The organism is Curtobacterium sp. MMLR14_002, from assembly GCF_001864975.1.
GTDB lineage: Bacteria > Actinomycetota > Actinomycetes > Actinomycetales > Microbacteriaceae > Curtobacterium > Curtobacterium flaccumfaciens.
In genome coordinates, this window is record NZ_MJGT01000105.1 from 10,669 (window position 1) to 24,633 (window position 13,965).

At 71.8% G+C, this 13,965-nt stretch carries 17 protein-coding genes; 8 read left to right on the top strand and 9 right to left on the bottom strand.

Annotation, left to right across the window (positions count from 1 at the left end):
- Nucleotides 1-107: 107 nt before the first annotated feature.
- Nucleotides 108-689 carry a TetR/AcrR family transcriptional regulator gene (locus BIU91_RS16205; protein WP_071406286.1) on the bottom strand — a complete coding sequence of 194 codons (582 nt, stop codon included), beginning with the start codon at nucleotides 687-689 and terminating at the stop codon, nucleotides 108-110.
- A 158-nt stretch (nucleotides 690-847) separates the two neighbouring features.
- Between BIU91_RS16205 and BIU91_RS16210 the strand changes: the two genes are divergently transcribed.
- Nucleotides 848-1,819: a PfkB family carbohydrate kinase gene (locus BIU91_RS16210; RefSeq protein ID WP_084741377.1), complete on the top strand. Its 972-nt coding sequence runs from the start codon at nucleotides 848-850 to the stop codon at nucleotides 1,817-1,819.
- A 30-nt stretch (nucleotides 1,820-1,849) separates the two neighbouring features.
- Here the strand turns inward: BIU91_RS16210 and BIU91_RS16215 are convergent, their stop codons facing one another.
- From BIU91_RS16215 to upp, 5 genes are all read right to left on the bottom strand, one after another.
- Entirely contained in the window at nucleotides 1,850-3,322 is a 1,473-nt protein-coding gene (locus tag BIU91_RS16215; RefSeq protein WP_171907863.1) for a serine hydrolase domain-containing protein, read from the bottom strand.
- The gene (locus BIU91_RS16220; RefSeq protein WP_071406287.1) at nucleotides 3,319-4,668 is read right to left on the bottom strand and encodes a deoxyribodipyrimidine photo-lyase; all 1,350 of its coding nucleotides are present in this window, start codon (nucleotides 4,666-4,668) and stop codon (nucleotides 3,319-3,321) included. The genes BIU91_RS16215 and BIU91_RS16220 overlap by 4 nt, the downstream gene beginning before the upstream one ends.
- Nucleotides 4,665-5,177 carry a MarR family winged helix-turn-helix transcriptional regulator gene (locus tag BIU91_RS16225; RefSeq protein WP_171907864.1) on the bottom strand — a complete coding sequence of 171 codons (513 nt, stop codon included), beginning with the start codon at nucleotides 5,175-5,177 and terminating at the stop codon, nucleotides 4,665-4,667. Before BIU91_RS16225 ends, BIU91_RS16220 begins: the two co-directional genes overlap by 4 nt.
- A gap of 258 nt (nucleotides 5,178-5,435) precedes the next feature.
- Nucleotides 5,436-6,203, bottom strand: coding sequence for a winged helix-turn-helix domain-containing protein (locus tag BIU91_RS16230; protein WP_071406289.1), 768 nt, complete (start codon nucleotides 6,201-6,203; stop codon nucleotides 5,436-5,438).
- A gap of 724 nt (nucleotides 6,204-6,927) precedes the next feature.
- The gene (gene upp, locus BIU91_RS16235) at nucleotides 6,928-7,563 is read right to left on the bottom strand and encodes a uracil phosphoribosyltransferase (RefSeq protein WP_071406290.1); all 636 of its coding nucleotides are present in this window, start codon (nucleotides 7,561-7,563) and stop codon (nucleotides 6,928-6,930) included.
- A 76-nt stretch (nucleotides 7,564-7,639) separates the two neighbouring features.
- Here upp and BIU91_RS16240 point away from each other — a divergent pair, with 76 nt between their 5' ends.
- Nucleotides 7,640-8,074, top strand: coding sequence for a nucleoside deaminase (locus tag BIU91_RS16240; RefSeq protein WP_071406338.1), 435 nt, complete (start codon nucleotides 7,640-7,642; stop codon nucleotides 8,072-8,074).
- Here BIU91_RS16240 and BIU91_RS16245 read toward each other — a convergent pair.
- Entirely contained in the window at nucleotides 8,055-9,011 is a 957-nt protein-coding gene (locus tag BIU91_RS16245; protein ID WP_071406291.1) for a cation diffusion facilitator family transporter, read from the bottom strand. The genes BIU91_RS16240 and BIU91_RS16245 overlap by 20 nt on opposite strands.
- A 64-nt stretch (nucleotides 9,012-9,075) precedes the next feature.
- Between BIU91_RS16245 and proC the strand changes: the two genes are divergently transcribed.
- Nucleotides 9,076-9,906 carry a pyrroline-5-carboxylate reductase gene (proC, locus tag BIU91_RS16250; protein ID WP_071406292.1) on the top strand — a complete coding sequence of 277 codons (831 nt, stop codon included), beginning with the start codon at nucleotides 9,076-9,078 and terminating at the stop codon, nucleotides 9,904-9,906.
- Between the two features lie 87 nt (nucleotides 9,907-9,993).
- Here the strand turns inward: proC and BIU91_RS16255 are convergent, their stop codons facing one another.
- Both BIU91_RS16255 and BIU91_RS16260 read right to left on the bottom strand, forming a co-directional pair.
- Nucleotides 9,994-10,689 carry a TrkA family potassium uptake protein gene (locus BIU91_RS16255; RefSeq protein WP_217499818.1) on the bottom strand — a complete coding sequence of 232 codons (696 nt, stop codon included), beginning with the start codon at nucleotides 10,687-10,689 and terminating at the stop codon, nucleotides 9,994-9,996.
- Complete coding sequence (locus BIU91_RS16260; protein ID WP_071406293.1) at nucleotides 10,682-12,115, bottom strand: potassium transporter TrkG; 1,434 nt, start codon at nucleotides 12,113-12,115, stop codon at nucleotides 10,682-10,684. The genes BIU91_RS16255 and BIU91_RS16260 overlap by 8 nt, the downstream gene beginning before the upstream one ends.
- A 74-nt stretch (nucleotides 12,116-12,189) precedes the next feature.
- On the opposite strand from BIU91_RS16260, the gene BIU91_RS16265 reads away from it, so the two are divergent.
- The 5 genes from BIU91_RS16265 (at nucleotide 12,190) to BIU91_RS16280 (ending at nucleotide 13,897) form a co-directional block, all read left to right on the top strand.
- Entirely contained in the window at nucleotides 12,190-12,705 is a 516-nt protein-coding gene (locus BIU91_RS16265; RefSeq protein ID WP_051596885.1) for a metalloregulator ArsR/SmtB family transcription factor, read from the top strand.
- Nucleotides 12,706-12,862: 157 nt separating this feature from the next.
- Complete coding sequence (locus BIU91_RS16270; RefSeq protein ID WP_017888579.1) at nucleotides 12,863-13,057, top strand: helix-turn-helix domain-containing protein; 195 nt, start codon at nucleotides 12,863-12,865, stop codon at nucleotides 13,055-13,057.
- A 109-nt stretch (nucleotides 13,058-13,166) separates the two neighbouring features.
- Nucleotides 13,167-13,265: an AURKAIP1/COX24 domain-containing protein gene (locus tag BIU91_RS18290; protein WP_003792170.1), complete on the top strand. Its 99-nt coding sequence runs from the start codon at nucleotides 13,167-13,169 to the stop codon at nucleotides 13,263-13,265.
- An 87-nt stretch (nucleotides 13,266-13,352) separates the two neighbouring features.
- On the top strand, nucleotides 13,353-13,607 hold the full coding sequence (locus tag BIU91_RS16275; RefSeq protein ID WP_071247435.1) for a glutaredoxin family protein: 255 nt from the start codon (nucleotides 13,353-13,355) through the stop codon (nucleotides 13,605-13,607).
- The gene (locus BIU91_RS16280) at nucleotides 13,604-13,897 is read left to right on the top strand and encodes a Dabb family protein (protein WP_071406294.1); all 294 of its coding nucleotides are present in this window, start codon (nucleotides 13,604-13,606) and stop codon (nucleotides 13,895-13,897) included. The genes BIU91_RS16275 and BIU91_RS16280 overlap by 4 nt, the downstream gene beginning before the upstream one ends.
- Nucleotides 13,898-13,965: the final 68 nt, after the last annotated feature.

The window sequence follows — 13,965 nt, forward strand, 5'->3', positions numbered from 1 at the left end:
GCACCGTGCCTCCCGTTCGTGGTCCGGGTCACGTTCCGGGCCGTGCGCCGTCGCCGTGTCCCGTCGCCGGGTACGCGAGCGGTCCGCGATCGCGTGGGTGCGTGCGCTCAGCGCACGCGGTCTGCGGCGGCCGTGCTGGCTGCCAGGTCGTGGGCGATACGACGCAGTGCAGCGTCGGCGTCGGTGTGCGCGCCGTCGACGAGCGCGCCCCACTGGGCTCCGCGGGCGGCCATGACCGTGTGCTGGGCCGCGCGTTCGGCGAGGACGGGGTCGGCGCCGTGTGCTCGGCACCAGGCCCGGACGGCGGCGACCTGGCAGCGGTGCGCGCGGCGCTGCCGGTCACGCCCGTCGAGGGACTCGACCGACCCGAGTTCGAAGGTGAGCCGTGCGGCCAGCGCACGGTGCGGGTCGTCGAGCCCGCCGAAGGTCGCGACCAGGTGGTCTGCGAGGGCGTCGGTGTCGGCGGCCGGGTCGAGTGCGGGCGCTCGGTGCGAGGTCGCGAGGTGTTCGACGACGGAGTCGATCAGGGCGTCGCGGGAGCCGAAGTGGTAGACGACCGGGTAGGCGCTCGTGCCGAGCACGCGGCCGAGGCCCCTGACCGTGACGTCCTCGATCTTGGTCTCGACGAAGTGGTCGACGACCTTCTCGAGGATCGCGGGTTTGCGGGTGGGGTCGGGCTTCCTGGGCATGGCATCTCCGTCGTCGGGGCGGTGGTCGCGCGACCGCCCACATACTAGCAGCCGGTATATCAGTGACACCATTGGTCGTTGTGTGCGATCTCTCCGCGAAACCTCCGTTTTCACCGATAGAAACGGAGAAAAACTCGGCTCCGGGTAGACTGTTGCGGATGTCCATGCCGTACGAGGGCGCTCTGCCGCCGTCACGGCCCGAGGGGACCCGCGCCGGACGGGTGGTCGCGGGCCGTCGTCGCGGCGCCGGAAAACGCTTCCTGGTCGTCGGCGACGTCCTGGACGGCGTCCTCGTGCACACCACCGCGCACCGGATCGGAGTGCACGACCCTGCCGCGGAGATCCGCCACCGGCCGACCGGTGCCGGTGGCAACACGGCCACCTGGCTCGGCTGGCTCGGGGCCGAGGTCGACGTCGTCGCCCGGGTCGGGGTCGATGACGTCTACCGCCACGAGCGCGCGCTCGAGGACGCCGGGGTCCGCGCCCACCTGCGCTACGACGCGATGACGTCCACCGGGGTCGTCGTCTCGGTCCGCAACGACCACGGTCGCACCGCGATGTCGGACCCCGCCGCGAGCGGGAAGATCAGCGCCGCCGACGTCCCGCCGTCGGTGGTCGCCCGCGCCGACATCGTGCACCTGACCGGCGCGGCCATGCTCGGCGGCGGAGCCGACCGGCTCGCTGACCTCGTGGCGTGCGCCCGGACCGGCCCAGCGCGCGTGGCGGTGGACCCCTCGTCGGTGGCGGTGATCGAGACGATCGGTGCCGACCGGTTCCTCGATGCCCTCCGGGGCGTCGACGTGCTCTTCCCCGACCAGCACGAGGCGCTCGCCCTCGCGGGGGGTGACGACCTCGACGCCGCGGTGCGGCGGCTGACCGAGCACGTCCCGCTGGTCGTCGTCACGGCCGGGGCCGACGGCGCGCTCATCGGGCGCCGGGGCCGCAGCGTCCACCGGGTGCCCGCGACACCGGCGACCGTCGTCGACACCATCGGGGCGGGGGACGCCTTCGTCGCCGGGTTCGTCCGTGCGTGGGCGACGGATCCGGTTCGCGTCGGTGCGGCAGCCCGCGAGGGCACCCGGGTCGCTGCACGGGCACTCGGCTTCGTGGGCGGACGACCGCCGGTCTGAGCCGACGGGTTCTCGGTCGGTGCCCCCGGGTCAGCGCTCCGACGGTTCGGGGACGACGTTCAGGGTCTGGACGCGCACCGCGGCGGCGGGCGCGAGCCGGATCTCGACGCGGAGCCGCCCGCAGGTGCCGGGGAGCCACCAGCGCAGGTGCGACGGTGCCGCCGAGTACTCGGACACCGGTGCGGCACCGAGGTCGGCGCCGACGTCCGCGACGGCCTGCGCCACCGCCCGGCGCCGTCGGTCGTACGGCACGTCCATCGCCACGTTGGGCGTGCAGATCGCGTCCGCCAGGTCATCCCGCCAGTCGGCCAGGAGGCGCGTCACGGCGGCCTGGGCGACTCGCGTCGCGCGGGTGGTCGCCGCCACCCCGGTGCTCGCTCCGGTCGCGTCGGTGCTGGCTCCCGGCGCGTCGGGTGTGTGGGCCGTCAGCAGCGCGTCGAGCACGAGGTCGTGCGCCTGCTGCGCGGCCGCGGAGACCTTGGCCTGCGTGGCGTTCTCGAACGCGACGACCCCCAGGCCGTCGCGCACGGACCACCGCATGTGCGCGGAGAATCCCGGGTAGCCGCCGGAGTGCGAGACGAGCTCGCCGAAACGGTCGTCCTGCTCGACGAACAGCCCGAAGCCGTACGCCGTCGCGCGGGCCGAACCCGGGACGACGGACGACGGGACGACCCGCATCGCCTGCTGCATGAGCCGGCGGTCTGCGGGGGAGACCGGGCCGGGTTCCGGTGCGGCGGAGAACGCCGAACCGAGGTGTGTCGCCCAGCACGCCAGGTCACGCACGGTCGAGAAGAGCCCGCCGATCGACGAGAAGGCGCCGGGGCCGGTCATCGGCAGGGGTTCCCAGTCGCCCTCGTGTCCGCGGACACCGGTGACCACGAAGCCGGTCGACTCGGCGGCGCTGAACACCGTGTCGGTGAGGCCGAGGGGACGGAGCACGATCTCACTGGCGGCAGCGGTGAAGGGCTGCCCCGTCACGGCGGCGACAACCCGGCCGAGCAGCGCGTAGCCGAGGTTCGAGTAGGCGAAGCGGGTGCCGGGCAGCGAGTCGAACAGCAGGCCGCCGCGCAGGACCTCGTCGAGCTCGGCGTCCGAGATCGACTCCTGCCGGTCGGCCCAGGGGTCGTCGGTGGGGAACCCGGCGGACATCGTCAGCAGCATCCGCACCGTGGGGACGGGGGAGTCCGGGGTCGGCAGGGTGACGGCGCCGAAGGCCGGCACGAAGTCGGTGATCGGTGCGTCGAGGTCGAGCTCGCCCCGGGCGACGAGGGTCAGCAGGGTCGCGGCGGTGACGCTCTTGGTGCAGGAAGCGATGCGGTACACGGTGTCGGCGTCCGGGCTCCGGCCGTCACCGCGGTCACCGTGCCCGCCGGACGCGACGAGGCCGGAGCGGTCGAACACGCCCCACGCGCTGCTCGGCGCAATGCCCTGTTCGACGCGAGCACGGAACAGCTCGTCGACCTGGTCGACGACCGCAGCGATCGCGGGGTGCGACCCGGTCACGAGCGCCGCATCCGTTCGTAGGCGTCGAGCGCCCGCTGCCGCGACGCCTTCAGGTCGACCATCGGCTCGGGCCGCAGCTCGTCGGAGGGGACCCAGCGGTGGACGTACTCGCGGTGCGGGTCGAAGCGCTCGAGTTGCCGATCGGGGTTGAAGACGCGGAAGTACGGGGCGGCGTCGAAGCCGGAGCCCGCGACCCACTGCCAGTTCGCCGCGTTGTTGGCGGGGTCGGCATCGACCAGGGTGTCCCAGAACCACTGCTCCCCGACGCGCCAGTCGACGAGCAGGTTCTTCACGAGGAAGCTGCCGGCGGCCAGCCGCACCCGGTTGTGCATGGCGCCGCTGTGCCAGAGCTCGCGCATGCCCGCGTCGACCAGGTCAAAGCCCGTGAGACCCTGCCGCCAGCGGTCGAGCTCGGCCGCTTCCGGGTCACGCCACGGGAACGCGTCGAAGTTCCGACGGACGTTGACGGTGGCGATGTCGTCGCAGTGGAAGTACTCGTTCCAGTTGAACTCGCGCCACGCCAGCTGCCGGAGGAACGCGGCGGCGTTCTGGCGCTGCGCGGGCTCGAGCCGCTCGTGCAGGCGGTGCCACACCTGGTACGGGCTGATCTCGCCCCACCGCAGGAACGGCGAGAGGCTGCTCGTGGCCTCCATCGCGGGTTCGTCGCGCTGGTCGTAGTCCTCGAGCGCGTGCTCGACGAAGTGCTCGAGCTGCTGCTGCGCGCCGTGCTCGCCCGGGGTCCAGGCGTCACGGAGGCCGCCGGCCCAGTCGGGCTTCGTCGGCAGCAGTGCCCAGTCGGCCAGCGCATCACCCGTGACGTCGGCCGGAGCGGGCAGGTCGTCGGGGTCGGGCAGGGGATGGCGCGGTTCGGGCAGCGCCTGGACGGCGTTCCAGAACGGGGTGAAGACCTTGTACGGCTCGCCCTGCCCGGTGAGCACGGTCCACGGTTCCCAGAGCAGGTTCGCGGCGAAGCTGTGCGCCTCGACGCCACGGTCGTGCAGGGCCGTCTTGATGCCGGCGTCGATGTCCCGCTCGACGGCGCCGTACCGACGGTTCCAGTACACGGCGTCCGCCCCGGTGTCGGCGACGAGCTGGTCGATCGCCGTCGCCGCGGCGCCGCGCCGGAGGACCAGCCGGGAACCCCGCTCGCGCAGGTCGGCATCGAGGGCGGTCAGGGACTGGTGCAGCCACCAGCGGCTCGCGGCACCGATCGGACGGAGCCCGGGGGACTGCTCGTCGAGGACGACCACCACCGTGACGTCGCCACCGTGGTCGATCGCCGCACGGAGCGCCGGGTTGTCCGACAGCCGCAGGTCGTCACGGAGCCAGACGATCGCGCCGGTCACACCGTTGCCGCATCCGCAGCGGCCACCGGGCGGGCCGTCGACCGCCGGCTCGGTGCCGTGCCGACTGCCAGCCGGAGCTTCGTGCAGAGTTCGGTGAGGGTGCGGAGTTCGGGGTCGGACAGTCCGGCGCCGACCTGCTGCGCGATGCTCGCCGCGTGCTGCACGGCGACCTGGCGGTAGACGTCGAAGCCGTGCGGGGTCAGTGCCACGATCACGCCGCGGGCGTCGGTGGGGTCCGGCTGCTTCTCGACGATGCCGCGGGCGAGCAGCCGGTCGACCAGGCGGCTGACGCTCGGCTGGGTGAGGAGCAGGTGCCCGGTGAGGTCGCGCATGCGGCAGCGGCGGCCGGGCTGGGTCGACAGGTTGAAGCAGACGTCGTACTCGTTGAACGAGATCTCGTCGCCGGGGAAGTCCGCGTTGAGACTCCGCATCACGGCGACCTGGGCGCGGAAGAGCGCTTCCCAGGCGGCGACCGCGGTCGCCTTCTCACTGCGGCGTGTCTCGCTCACGTTCGCGTTCCCTCCGGTCGTACGGTCTGACCACACTACCGACGGGGTCCGACAGGAGCCGGGCGACATGCACGAGGGCCGGCCGCCTGTCGGCGACCGGCCCTCTCCCTTGCACCAAGAGTTTCCTGCAATCACATTCCACAGGCGGTGCCACAGCAAACACCGTCTGCACCACCGACTGTATAACGAAGCGGTAACGGCGCGCCAGCCTCTCCGGGGCCGGTTCGCTGCGAGTTCACCAAGAGCAGCCGATCAGGCTCAGAAGAGGTCGGGCGACGGGGTCGACGCGTACCGCACGGCGACGTCCGCGTGCCGGTCGAAGCGGTATCCGACGCCGCGCACGGTGCGGACGATCTCCTCGAACGCGCCGAGCTTGGAGCGGAGCCGACGCACGTGCACGTCGATGGTGCGCTCGTTCGGGGTCTCGTCCTCGCCGTCCGACCAGAGGCCGTCGATGATCGCGGACCGGTCGACGGTCTGGCCCTCGCGGAGCACCAGGAACTGCAGGAGCTCGAACTCCTTGTAGGTCAGGGGTGCTGCTTCGCCGTCGAGGGTCACGCGCTTCCGCGAGATGTCGATGACGACGCCGGTCTCCTCGGGCTCGGGCTTCTCGGCCTGCTTGCGGGCGGCCACCGCGGAGCGGTCCTGCAGGGCGAGCCGGACGACGTCGACGTCCCGGCCACCGGAGTGCTCGGCGGCGACGGCGACGGCTGCATACGTCTCGGACGACGGGACGAGCTGCGCGGTGAGGGCCTTGAGCTGCTCGACCACCGCGGCCAGGGTCGTGCCGGCGGCGGCGGCCTTCGCTTCGTCGATGCCGACGTACAGGGCGAAGCCGCGGGCCTCGGTGCCCTCGGGGAGCGCGCGGTTCCGCTGCGGTGCGACCACTGGGCTCGTCGGCACGGTGGCCGGTCCGGTCGCTGCCGGGGCGGCCGGGCGCGGGCGGATCGGCGTCACGGTGCCGAGGTCGGTCGGGGCCGGTGCGGTGCGGAGCGCGGTTCGGGGCTGGGCGATGGTGAGCGACATGGTGGTTCTCCGGGCGGTGTGGCCGGTGCGCGGGTGGCGCGGCGGCCGGTGTCGAATGCGTCATCCCGGGTACGGCGGTACGCCGATGTGCCCTGCGGTCCTGCTGCGGACCGGGGCCGACCCGGGGGAACGGGAGACAGACCTCGTGGCGTGGTGCGCGTCGCCGACGGTGTCCGTCACCCGGGGATCACGCGCTCGCGACGGGGGTGGTGTCGCGGGGGATCCGGCTGGAACGGGTGCCGATCAGGCACACATTCGACAACGCATGACCGGCATGGTCGGCATCATCACGCCGACGGTCCCCACTGCCCCTGCGGAGGAGCACGCCTCGGAGAGGACGCGGGTGGACACGGTTGCAGTCATGTGACGAGTATCTGCGGTATACCAACGCGGTGTCAACCGTCCGCGCGGACGGTGCGGTGAGCGCGACCGCACGGACGTCGAGCGCCACGCCCGTTCTTTCCCATTGCGCACGCGATGGAAAGTCGAATCGGGCGTACCGGGTGGAAAGAACCGACCTGGTACGCCCGGAACGACCTGGTACGCCCGGAACGACCTGGTACGCCCGGAACGACCGGGTACGCCCGGAACGACCGGGTACGCCCGGAACGACCGGGTACGCCCGGAACGGGCGGGTGCGGTGGGCGCGACGCGCGCCACGACGGACAGGAGGCGCGGCGCCAGCTGGCACCGCGCCTCCTGTCCGTGACGTATCGGGTCTGCGCTACTCGGCCAGGCCGTAGAGCCGGTCGCCGGCGTCGCCGAGGCCCGGGACGATGTACCCGTTCTCGTCGAGCTTCTCGTCGAGCGCACCGAGGACGATCGAGACGTTGCGGTCGCCGACGGCCTGCTCGACCATGGCAAGCCCCTCGGGGGCACCGAGGATGCACACGCACGTGATCTCCTGCGCACCGCGGGCGAACAGGAAGTCGATCGCGGCGGCGAGGGTGCCACCGGTGGCGAGCATCGGGTCGAGCACGAAGCACTGCCGCCCGGACAGGTCGTCGGGCAGGCGCTCGGCGTAGGTCTGCGGCTCGAGCGTCTCCTCGTTGCGGGCCATGCCGAGGAAGCCGACCTCGGCCGTCGGCACGAGCTTGACCATGCCCTCGAGCATGCCGAGCCCGGCGCGGAGGATCGGGACGACGAGCGGCCGCGGCTTGGCGATCGCGACGCCCATGGTGTGCGCCACCGGCGTGTCGATCGGCGTCGCCGTGACCCGGACGCCCCGCGTGGCCTCGTACGCGAGGAGCGTGACGAGCTCCTCGGTCAGGGCGCGGAACGTGGGGGAGGGCGTCGTACGGTCGCGGAGCACCGAGAGCTTGTGGGTGATGAGCGGGTGGTCGGCGACGTGGACTCGCATAGGGTCGAGCCTAGCGTGCCGTCGACCGTCAGGAGGTCCCGTGGAGGAGCCCGCAGCCCGCCCGTTCGTCCCGGCGATGGAGCGCGCGCTCGACGAGGCTCGACGGTGCCTGGAGACCGACGACGTCCCGGTCGGCGCCGTGGTGCTCGACCGTGACGGCCTCGTGGTCGCCACCGGCCGGAACGAGCGCGAGGCACGGCAGGACCCGACGGCCCACGCCGAGGTCCTCGCGCTGCGTGCTGCAGCGGCGGTGACGGGGGACTGGCACCTCGAGGAGCACACGCTCGTGGTGACGCTCGAGCCCTGCCCGATGTGCGCCGGTGCCGTCATGGCCGCGCGGGTGCCCCGGGTCGTGTTCGGCGCGTGGGACCCGAAGGCGGGCGCCAGCGGCAGCGTCTACGACATCGCCAGGGACCGCCGGCTGCCGCACCGCTCCGAGGTCATCGGCGGCGTGCTCGAGCAGGCGTGTGCCGAGCTGCTCGACGACTTCTTCAGTCCGCGGCGAGGATGACGATCGCCTCGGTCGGCGGCTGCGGCCCGGTGCGCAGGACGTCGGGTTCGACGTAGATCACCCGGGCGATCGGCACGGCGTTCCGGACACGCTGCTCGACTGTGTCGATGCCGGCGGCGACGTCACCGAGTCGGCGGTCCCCGTCGACGGCGACCTTCACGCCGACCATCAGCTCGTCCGGTCCGAGGTACAGGGTCTTCAGGTGGATGATCGCGTCGACCTCGGGGCCGTCGAGCACCGCCTGCTTGATGCGCTCGACGTCGGCGGCGGTCGCGCCCTCGCCGACGAGCAGGCTCTTGGTCTCGATGCCGAGCACCACGGCGACCGCGATGAGCAGCGCCGCGATCAGCATGGTGCCGATCGCGTCGAACACCCCGTTGCCGGTGATCGCCGTCAGGCCGACGCCGAACAGGGCGAAGACCAGGCCGAGCAGGGCCGCGGAGTCCTCGAGCATCACGACCGGCAGCTCGGGGGCCTTCGCACGGCGGACGAACTGCACCCAGCTCTGCGAGCCCTTCTGCGGTCGGGCCTCGTGCAGGGCGGTGCGGAGCGAGAAGCCCTCGAGCCCGATGGCGATGACGAGCACCACCAGGGGGAGCCACCAGTTCTCGAGCGGGTGCGGGTGGGCGAGCTTCTCGATGCCCTCGTAGAGCGAGAACACGCCGCCGACCGAGAACAGGATGATGGAGACGACGAACGCGTAGACGTAGCGTTCACGCCCGTAGCCGAACGGGTGTTCCTGGTCCGCCGCTCGCCGGGCCTTGCGGCCACCGAGCAGCAGCAGGAGCTGGTTCGCGGAGTCGGCCAGGGAGTGCACGCCCTCGGCCAGCATCGACGCCGATCCGCTGATCGCCGCCGCGATGAACTTCACGATCGCGATGCCGATGTTGGCACCGAGTGCGGCGAAGATCGCCTTCGTGCCTCCGGAAGCGCTCACAGCTGTCCCCTTCTCGTGGTCTGCGACACGATCCTAGGCGGGTGGCGTCGGTAGGGTCGGGAGCATGACGATCGACCTGCCCCGCACCGCCCTGCTCGGCGTCGGCTCCATGTCCGGCGCGGTCCTCGACGGCCTGCTCGCCGCGGGACTCGACCCGGCCACCGTGACCCTCACCACGAAGTCCGAGGCGTCCGCTGCTGCCCACCGGGAGCGCGGTCTCGACGCGACCGCGAGCGACACCGACCCCGACGCCAACCGGGCGGCCGTCCGTGGCGCGGCCCTCGTCGTGGTCGGCGTGAAGCCGTACATGATCGCGGACCTGCTCGACGAGGTCGCCGACGACCTGGAGCACGGCGCCGTCCTGGTCAGCGTCGCCGTCGGCACCACCACCGCGAGCATGGAGGCACGGGTGCCCACCGGCGTCCGCGTCGTCCGTGCCCTGCCGAACACCCCGATCGGCGTCGGCCACGGCGTCACCGGCATCAGCGCGGGCACCTCGGCCGACGCCGAGGCCGTCGCGCTGGCGTCGTCGGTGTTCACCGCCTCGGGCGAGGTCATCGAGGTGCCGGAGTCGCAGCTCGACGCGCTGTCCGCCGTGTCCGGTTCCGGTCCCGCCTACGTCTTCCTGCTGGTCGAGCAGTGGCAGCGTGCCGCCGAGGAGCTCGGGTTCACCCACGAGCAGGCGGCGACGATGGTGCAGGGCACCGTCCGCGGCGCGGTCGAGCTGCTCGAGCGGTCGGGCCGTGAGCCCGCCGACCTGCGCCGCGCGGTGACGAGCCCGAAGGGCACGACGGAGCGGGCCGTCGCGGTGCTGCAGGACGCCGACCTGGCGGACACGCTGCTGCGCGCGTCGCGTGCCGCGATCGCGCGTGCCGAGGAGATCGCCGCGTCGTAGACGCACACCGCGTCGTGGACGCAGCCACAGTGCGGACGGGAGGCCCGAGGCGACGCCGCCACGGGCCTCCCGTCCGTCCGGTGGTCGTTACTCGTACGCGGCGAAGCGCTCCAGGTCGGTCTCGGAACCCGAGACGATGATGACGTCGTCCTCACCGATGACGCTGTCCGGCGTCGCCGGCACGAACGGGCTGCCGGGCGGCTTGATGCCGAGCACGGTCAGGCCGAAGCGGGTGCGGATCACGGTGGTGGCGAGGTCCTTGCCGCGGACCGCGCGCGGCGGGAACATCTTGACGACGGCGAAGTCGTCGTCGAACTCGATGAAGTCGAGCATCCGGCCGGAGACCAGGTGTGCCGTGCGCTCGCCGGCCTCGCGCTCGGGGTAGACGACGTGGTTGGCGCCGATGCGGGACAGGATCGTGCCGTGCGAGCGGCTGATCGCCTTCGCCCAGATCTGCGGGACGCCGAGGTCGACCAGGTTCGCCGTGATCAGGACGCTCGACTCCAGGTCGCTGCCCGTGCCGACGACGGCGATGGCGAAGTCCTGCGCGCCGATCTGCCGGAGCGCGTCGATGTCGGTCGCGTCCGCCTGCACCGCGTGGGTGACCCGGTCGGACCACTTCTGCACCAGCCCGGCGTCGGTGTCGACGACGAGCACCTCGCGGTCCTGGCGCTCGAGCTGGCCGGCGGTGGCGGCCCCGAAGCGACCGAGCCCGATGACCAGGACGGGGGCGTCGTGACTGATGGCACCGTGCTGGTGCGACGAACGGGTGCGGTCAGCCAACGATCGGCCTCTCCTCGGGACGGCGGAACAGTTGCCGGCTCTGGCTGGCGGCCAGGGCAGCGGCGATGGTCACTGTACCGACCCGGCCGAGGAACATGGTGGCGGCGAGCACGTACTTGCCCGGTTCCGGCAGGTCCGCGGACACGCCGGAGGACAGCCCGCTGGTCGAGAACGCCGAGATCACCTCGAACAGCACCCGGTCGAGCGAGTCGTCGGTGATCTGCAGGAGCACCACGGTCGCGACGGCCACGATCGTCGCCCCCCAGAGCACGATGGCCACCGCGACCCGCAGGACGTCGCTCGGGATCCGGCGACCGAAGGCCTCCATGCTCTGGCGACCGCGGGCCTCGGCGACCGCGGCCAGGAACAGCACCGCGAGGGTCGTCACCTTGATGCCGCCGGCCGTCGAGGCGGATCCGCCACCGATGAACATGAGCATGTCCGTGACGAGCAGGCTCGAGCCGTTGAGCTGGTCGAAGTCGACGAGCGAGAAGCCTCCCGAGCGGGTCATCGTCGACAGGAAGAGTGCCTGGAACGCGGTGCGCCCGGCTCCTTCTTCGCCGAAGGTCGTCGGGTTCGACGCCTCGAGGGCGGTGTAGACGACCGCACCGCCGAGGAGCAGGATCGCGCTCGTCGCCAGGGTGAGCTTGACGTGGATCGGCCAGCGCCGCGGGGTGCGCAGCTGCTTCGTCAGGGCACGGATCACCGGGAACCCGATGGACCCCGCCACGACACCGATCATCAGCAGCGTCAGGAACCAGTAGTCGTGGGCGAACGGGTCGAGGCCGTCGGCGTTCGGTGAGAACCCGGTGTTCGTGAAGGCCATCGCCGCGTAGTAGAAGGAGTCGCCGACCGCGGTCCAGAACGGGATGCCGGCGATGAGCACCGACGGCAGGAGCAGCAGACCGAGGACGATCTCGATCGACAGCGTGCTCACCGCCACGGTCGCGAGCAGGGTGCCGACCTCGCCGAGCCGGACGGCCTGCCCCTCGGGCACGGCGCCGTGGTGGGTGCGGAGCGGGTTCGAGTCGCCGGCTGCCATGAGCTTCGCGCGCAGGCCGAGCTTGCGGGTGACGAACAGGCCGAGGATCGACGCGAAGGTCAGGACACCGACGGCGCCGATCTGGGTGCCGATGACCACCAGGACCTTGCCGAACACCGACCAGTGCGTCGCCATGTCGACCGTGGACAGCCCGGTGACGCAGACCACCGACGCCGCGGTGAACAGGGCGTCCGCGAAGTGGGTGCTGCTGCGGTCCGCGGTGGCCCACGGCGTCATGAAGAGCACCGTGAACAGGAAGATCAGCGCGATGAACACGACGATCGCCAGTCGGGACGGCGACGAGCGCAGCACCGTCGCGATCCGGCTCGCTCGCCGTCGGCCGACACTCACGTGGTGCGGGATCGGCTCGGTTCGGTCGAGCATGCGTATGCCTCCGAGGACATGGGCCGGGACGGTTCGTCATGGTACATCCGTGGTGCCCCGGCTAGCCTTGCCCCATGGCCGACATCTTCTCCGTCGTGGCGGACCCGACCCGGCGCGAGCTGCTCGGCACGCTGTTGTCCGCCTACGGTTCGGACGTCACCGGCGGGGAGCTCAGCGTCGGCCAGCTCGTCGAACGCCTCGGGGTCAGCCAGCCCACGGTGTCGAAGCACCTGCGCGTCCTGCGCGACATCGGGCTCGTCACCAGTCGCGAAGAGGGGCAGCACCGCTACTACCGGCTCGACCCGGAGCCGCTCGTGCACCTCGAGGACTGGGTCCTGCCGTTCACGGGCGCGGTCGACGCCGACGGCACCCCGGCCACCACCGCGTGGACGCCGGACGGCCAGCCGGTGTCGATCCGCCGGAACGGCACGGCCGGCAAGGCGACGGTGGAGGTGGGCACCGAGCTCGGTCGTGTGATGGCCGAGGCGTCGTACCGGGCGACCGCGGCGATCTCCGGCGCGCAGCAGGGCTGGGAGCGCGTCGTCGACCGCAGCCGCAAGCGCTTCACCCGCCGGGGCGACGAGGACTGAGCCCCGCCGCTCGGGCTTCCGAGCACGGGGCGGCGCCGGTGCACGCGGCGCGGACTGATCCTGGACACCGGGTCGCACACGCCTCTACAGTTGCCACTGACCACACAGGTCACACCACTCCCGTGCGCAGCGCGCGTGCGAGCCCCGAAGGCGGACCATGACCGGCAGTTTCGACGACGTGCGCTTCCTCACCGTCGCTGAGGTCGCCGAGATGATGCGCGTCTCGAAGATGACCGTGTACCGGATGGTGCACGCCGGTGAGCTCCCCGCCATCCGCTTCGGCCGTTCCTTCCGCGTCCCCGAGTCAGCCGTCGCCGACGTGCTGCGCGGTGGCGTGGCGGACGTCGGCTGAGCGCGCGTTCGACATCCCAGCGGGCAGCCGGTAGACTCGGGCAGGTTGATTTTCCGCGGTCTCTTCGGCCCGGTGTCCGTACATCAGCATCAGTCCGAGCGAGGTCCACATGGGTTCTGTCATCAAGAAGCGTCGTAAGCGCATGGCGAAGAAGAAGCACCGCAAGCTCCTTCGCAAGACGCGTCACCAGCGACGCAACAAGAAGTAGACCCTCACAGGTCTGCGCAGGTCGGAGGACCTGCACGAGAAGCCCCGGTTCGCCGGGGCTTTCGCGTTCCCGGACTACGCTGGGACCATGCCCGCAGTGACGTTCCTGACGAAGCCCGGATGCCACCTCTGCGACGACGCCCGACCCGTGGTCGAACGCGTCGTCGCCGACCACCCGGGGGTCACCCTGCAGGAACGCTCGATCCTCGACGACGACGCCCTCCGCCAGGAGTACGCGGAGGACATCCCCGTCGTGCTGATCGACGGGCGCGTCCACAGCAACTGGCACGTCGACGCCGACCGGCTCGCACGTGCGCTCGAGAAGGCCGAGGCCCGCGCATGATCTCCCACGTCGTCTCCTGGTCCCTGCGGACCGACCTCGACCGCACCGCGTCGATCGCCCGCATCCGCGAACTCCTGACCGGTCTGGTCGGCACCGTCGAGTCGATCCGGTCGCTCGAGGTCGTCGAGAACGTCGCCTACCCGGACAAGAACCACGACGTCGCCGTGGTCGCCACCTTCGACGACCTCGCCGGACTCGACGCGTACCAGGTGCACCCGGAGCACCAGGCCGCGGCAGCGGAGATCCGCGAACTGGTCACGGCGCGGGCCGCCATCGACTGGCAGAGCTGAGCCGGGCCTCCCGTCCCGCCCCCGGCGCTGCATGTGCTGCGTGCGTCCAGTGAGCAGAAAAGGTCGCC

What these genes read in the sequence shown, in the direction of transcription:
- BIU91_RS16260 (WP_071406293.1), bottom strand. Translation starts at nt 12,115, where the DNA reads ATGCTCGACCGAACCGAGCCGATCCCGCACCACGTGAGTGTCGGCCGA.
- BIU91_RS16240 (WP_071406338.1), top strand. Translation starts at nt 7,640, where the DNA reads ATGGAGCGCGCGCTCGACGAGGCTCGACGGTGCCTGGAGACCGACGAC.
- BIU91_RS16230 (WP_071406289.1), bottom strand. Translation starts at nt 6,203, where the DNA reads ATGTCGCTCACCATCGCCCAGCCCCGAACCGCGCTCCGCACCGCACCG.
- BIU91_RS16270 (WP_017888579.1), top strand. Translation starts at nt 12,863, where the DNA reads ATGACCGGCAGTTTCGACGACGTGCGCTTCCTCACCGTCGCTGAGGTC.
- BIU91_RS16205 (WP_071406286.1), bottom strand. Translation starts at nt 689, where the DNA reads ATGCCCAGGAAGCCCGACCCCACCCGCAAACCCGCGATCCTCGAGAAG.
- proC (WP_071406292.1), top strand. Translation starts at nt 9,076, where the DNA reads ATGACGATCGACCTGCCCCGCACCGCCCTGCTCGGCGTCGGCTCCATG.
- BIU91_RS16275 (WP_071247435.1), top strand. Translation starts at nt 13,353, where the DNA reads ATGCCCGCAGTGACGTTCCTGACGAAGCCCGGATGCCACCTCTGCGAC.
- BIU91_RS16210 (WP_084741377.1), top strand. Translation starts at nt 848, where the DNA reads ATGTCCATGCCGTACGAGGGCGCTCTGCCGCCGTCACGGCCCGAGGGG.
- BIU91_RS16280 (WP_071406294.1), top strand. Translation starts at nt 13,604, where the DNA reads ATGATCTCCCACGTCGTCTCCTGGTCCCTGCGGACCGACCTCGACCGC.
- BIU91_RS16265 (WP_051596885.1), top strand. Translation starts at nt 12,190, where the DNA reads ATGGCCGACATCTTCTCCGTCGTGGCGGACCCGACCCGGCGCGAGCTG.
- BIU91_RS18290 (WP_003792170.1), top strand. Translation starts at nt 13,167, where the DNA reads ATGGGTTCTGTCATCAAGAAGCGTCGTAAGCGCATGGCGAAGAAGAAG.
- upp (WP_071406290.1), bottom strand. Translation starts at nt 7,563, where the DNA reads ATGCGAGTCCACGTCGCCGACCACCCGCTCATCACCCACAAGCTCTCG.